The following is a 4,808-nucleotide window of genomic DNA, read 5'->3' as shown; positions in this document are numbered from 1 at the left end:
TATCTGAAAATGGACTTAAGCCGTAAGCGTGAGCTGCAAAAGAAATTCATTGCCTACACCCAAAACCTTACCCAGGACGATAAGCTGGATGATCTGCTGGATTGGGAAAAAGAACAGGAAACCTTGAACTGGCTGGACAGCCTGTAGAAATAATTGTGGGCAGTATACAGGATGCAATCAAATCATACTAAAGCATAAAATTATGTTCTCAGTCAAAAATCATTATGTTGTGTACAGAAACATCCCAATAATATCAATGGAGTTATTCAATTACACCAAAATATACTCCATCGTAATTATTTACGCATGATTAGGAAAACTCGCAACATAAGGGACAGGTTATATTTGACATTCAAATGACCCAAGGCAGCCGATATGAACAAGACACCTGAGCAGGAAGCGCGAGACAGCATAGATGAGCTCCTTGAAAAGTCCGGCTGGGTGGTTGTAAATAAGAAGGCCATCAACTGGAGTCTGGGTCCTGGACTTGCGGTTCGGGAGTATCAGACCGATGCCGGTCCGGCTGATTATGTCTTGTTTGTGGACCGAAAGCCTGTGGGTGTGATCGAAGCTAAGAGGAAAGATGAAGGCCATCGCCTGAGTTCGCATGAAGGGCAGGCTGAAGCTTACGCCAAAAGCAAGATTAAATGGTTTGCCGATTCCCACCCCCTGCCTTTTGTCTATGAAAGTACCGGCCTGGTTACCCAATTTACTGATCTGCGCGATCCCAAGCCCAGAGCCAGGGAGGTCTTCTCCTTTCACCACCCCGCCACTCTGAGTCAAAGAATCAGCCGCCAATTAAGCCTCTGCCAGAGGCTGCAGCAACTGCCTGACCTTCCACCTGAAGGCCTGCGGGATTGCCAGCTCCGTGCAATCGCAAATCTGGAAGAGTCCTTTAAGCAAGGCAGGCCACGAGCCTTGATCCAAATGGCCACTGGCAGCGGCAAGACCTTTACCGCTATCACTTCCATTTATCGCCTCCTCAAGTACGCCGATGCTCAGCGGATCCTTTTTCTGGTGGATACCAAAAACCTGGGAGAGCAAGCCGAACAGGAGTTCATGGCCTATACCCCCTTAGACGACAATCGCAAATTCATTGAGCTGTATAATGTCCGGCGGCTCAATTCCAGATATGTACCCCAGGACAGCCAGGTTTGCATAAGCACCATTCAGCGCATGTATTCCATCCTCAAAGGCGAGGACATGGATGAGGCTGCGGAACAGAGCAACCCGCATGAGCATGCAACCACCGGCCAGCCCAAAGAGGTGGAATACAACCCGGATGTTCCGCCAGAGTTTTTTGACTTCATTATCATCGATGAATGTCACCGCTCAATCTATAACCTGTGGCGGCAGGTCCTGGATTATTTCGATGCCTTTCATATCGGTCTGACGGCTACCCCGGATAAACGCACATTCGCCTTTTTTAATGAAAACGTGGTCAGTGAATACCGTCATGAAGAGGCTGTGGCCGACGGGGTCAATGTGGGCTACGACACCTACCTAATCGAGACGGAAATCACAAAACAGGGAAGCAAGTTGTTTGCCGATCTATGGGTAGACAAACGGGACCGCTTAACTCGCCGAATGCGCTGGGATCAGCTGGATGAGGATGTGACCTATAGAGGAAATGATCTTGACCGGGACGTGGTCAATCCCAGCCAAATCAGAAATGTGATCAAGACCTTTCGGGATAAGCTCCCGGAGATTTTTCCGGTCCGGGAAGAGGTTCCCAAAACGCTCATCTTTGCCAAGACCGACAGCCATGCAGATGACATCATCAAGATTGTGCGCGAGGAGTTTGCCGAGGAAAACGCCTTTTGCAAAAAAGTGACCTACAAGGCCAGCGAGGATCCAAAGTCCATGCTGACCTCGTTTCGTAACGATTACTATCCCAGAATCGCTGTTACTGTGGATATGATCGCCACAGGCACGGACGTGAAGCCTCTGGAATGTCTACTCTTTATGCGCGATGTGCGTTCCAAGAACTATTTTGAGCAGATGAAAGGCCGAGGAACCAGAACCCTGAGCTATGACGACCTGAAAAAGGTAACTCCATCAACGCAAACCAATAAAACCGGATTCGTCATAGTGGATGCCGTTGGTGTAAGCAAATCCCTGAAAACTGACAGTCGCCCACTGGAACGAAAGAAGTCGGTTCCCCTCAAAGACCTCCTGCAGGCCGCCCTCATGGGCCACTGTGATGAAGACACATATACCTCGTTGGCCAATCGTCTGGCCAAGCTGGAGCAGCAAATTACACCCCAGGAGCGGGAAAAATTTAAAGAGCTGACCGGGGGAAAATCTATCAACACCTTGGTGCACAACCTCCTTGATGCCCATAACCCAGATAAAATCATCGATGCTGCAAAAGAGAAATTCAGCTTGCCTGCTGATACAGATCCGGATGAAACGCAAAAGCAGGAAGCCCAAAAAGACCTGATCGATGAGGCCAGGAATACTTTTACCGGTGAGCTGAACGAATACATTGAAAAGGTGCGCACTTCTCATGAACAGATTATCGATAACATCAATCTGGATCATTTGGAGCACGCTGGATGGGATTACGAGGCCCAAGGAAAAGCATCAGAGATCATAGAAGATTTCAAGGCCTTTCTGGAGGCTCACAAAAATGAAATCACCGCCCTGTCCATCTTCTACAACCAGCCTTACAACCGCAGGCAGATCACCTATGATATGATCAAACAGGTGCTGGAAACCCTGAAACAAAACAAGCCCTATTTAGCCCCTGTCCGGGTCTGGCAGGCCTATGAGCAGTTGGAAAAAGTGAACGGCAAATCCCCAAAGAGCGAGCTGACCGCCCTGGTCTCCCTGATCCGCCGGGTTACCGACATTGATCACACCCTGACCCCCTATGATCAGACAGTTAATCGCAACTTCAAAAAATGGGTGTTTGACAAACAGGCCGGAGCGGCCCAGAAATTCGACGAAGAGCAAATGACCTGGCTGCGCATGATCCGGGATCACATCGTCAGCTCCATCCACATGGACGTGGAAGACCTGCAATATGCCCCTTTTGACGGCATGGGCGGAGCTGGAAAAATGGCTCAACTGTTTGGGGATGAGATAAGTTCAATAATTGATGAAATGAATGAGGCTTTGGCGGCGTAAGAATGCTATACAACCAAAATGCTGGCAAGCTTTTGCCAAGAAGTTGGAGCTTATCGCAGATCGGTGAAGTTTGTGATATACTTGATAGTTATAGGATTCCTATAAATTCAAAAGATCGAGATAAAAGAGTCGCTGGAAAACAAGAAAGTGATCTTTTTCCATACTATGGCGCAACCGGACAAGTTGGCAGTATTGATGACTATATATTTGAGGGTGAACATGTTCTTTTAGGTGAAGACGGAGCACCTTTTCTAGATCCATTCAAAGATAAAGCATATATAGTAAATGGAAAATTTTGGGTAAATAATCATGCACATATAATAAAATCCTTAACTTCAAATAAGTTTATATTATATTACTTAAACCACATTGATTATCGATATTATGTTACCGGAACTACCAGACTCAAGCTTAATCAAGCTTCCTTAAAAAAAATAACTGTGCGTTTTCCCTCCTATTACGAACAACACCAAATAGTCTCCAAAATCGAAGAACTCTTTTCAGAACTCGACAGCGCCACCCAGAGCCTGAAGAAGGCCCAGGAACAGCTGAAAACATATCGTCAATCTGTGCTCAAGCATGCTTTTGAAGGCAAGTTGACTGAAGCATGGCGTAAGCGCCAGAAAGAAGCTGGCAATCCTCCTGAATCAGCTGAAAAGCTGCTGGAACGTATCAAGCAGGAACGCGAAGAGCACTATCAGAAGCAGCTTGCGGAATGGGAAAAAGCGTGTGAGCAGGCTGAGGCAGAGGGCACAAAAAAGCCAACCAAACCAAAGAAACCAAAGGATCTTCCGCCACTGACGAAGGAAGAGCTTGCGGATCTTCCGGAACTGCCTGAGGGGTGGGCTTGGGTTAAGCTGGGAAATTTGTCAAATATTGTCGGCGGAGTTACGAAAGGAAGAAAGCTCTATAATAAAGAAACCTCTGAGCTTTATTACTTAAGAGTTGCTAATGTTCAAGATGGATACTTAGATCTAAGCAATCTTAAAAAGATTGAAATCCCCAAAGAAGAAGAACAAAAGTATTTACTTGAATATGGAGATCTTCTATATACAGAAGGTGGTGATAAAGATAAACTTGGACGCGGTACAGTTTGGAAAAACCAAGTTTATAGATGCATTCACCAAAACCATATATTTAGAGCGAGACTCATAAGTAAAGATCTTTTATCGTTATATTTTGCATACTTTACTTCCTGTAATACAGCAAAAACGTATTTTTTTTCCAACGCAAAGCAAACTGTAAACTTAGCATCGATTAATATAACGATCCTTTCCAACCTACCAGTACCTATCACATGTGCCAAAGAACAATCTCAGATTACTTCTGAAATCGTAACAGTTTAGCCCTTTGAAAAATCTGCCAACAAGAAGCAAAAATTAACTGGCGTCGGAGGGAGAGATTTGATACCTTCTCTCCATGGCCGATCAGAAGATTATTTTTAAGTTCCGTTCCCGTGAGTATTCAGAAAATGACCTGAAAGCAATCCGCCAGGTCATCTCTGAGAATTTTCATCTGGGACGGACCCAGATATCATGCATCCTGGCCCAGACCTGGGAGTGGAAACAGCCAAACGGGAAATACAAAGAGTTTGCTGTCAGAGACACTCTTCTTCGCATGCAGGAAGCGGGGCTCATCGAATTGCCCCCGCCCTTGAGGCGCAATAACAACAAAGC

The 4,808-nt window shown here is 46.1% G+C and carries 2 protein-coding genes; both read left to right on the top strand.

Annotated features, from left to right (window positions below; all coding sequences use genetic code 11):
• Positions 1 to 375: 375 nt before the first annotated feature.
• Positions 376 to 3,132, top strand: coding sequence for a type I restriction endonuclease subunit R (locus tag N902_RS0114035; protein ID WP_027371421.1), 2,757 nt, complete (start codon positions 376 to 378; stop codon positions 3,130 to 3,132).
• 2 nt (positions 3,133 to 3,134) lie between these two features.
• Positions 3,135 to 4,478, top strand: coding sequence for a restriction endonuclease subunit S (locus tag N902_RS18930; RefSeq protein ID WP_051564615.1), 1,344 nt, complete (start codon positions 3,135 to 3,137; stop codon positions 4,476 to 4,478).
• Positions 4,479 to 4,808 lie beyond the last annotated feature (330 nt).

The sequence above is a fragment of the Desulfovermiculus halophilus DSM 18834 genome (genome assembly GCF_000620765.1).
Lineage (GTDB): Bacteria > Desulfobacterota > Desulfovibrionia > Desulfovibrionales > Desulfothermaceae > Desulfovermiculus > Desulfovermiculus halophilus.
The sequence above is the reverse complement of the archived record's forward strand: the minus strand, read 5'-3'. Positions and strand labels throughout refer to the sequence as shown.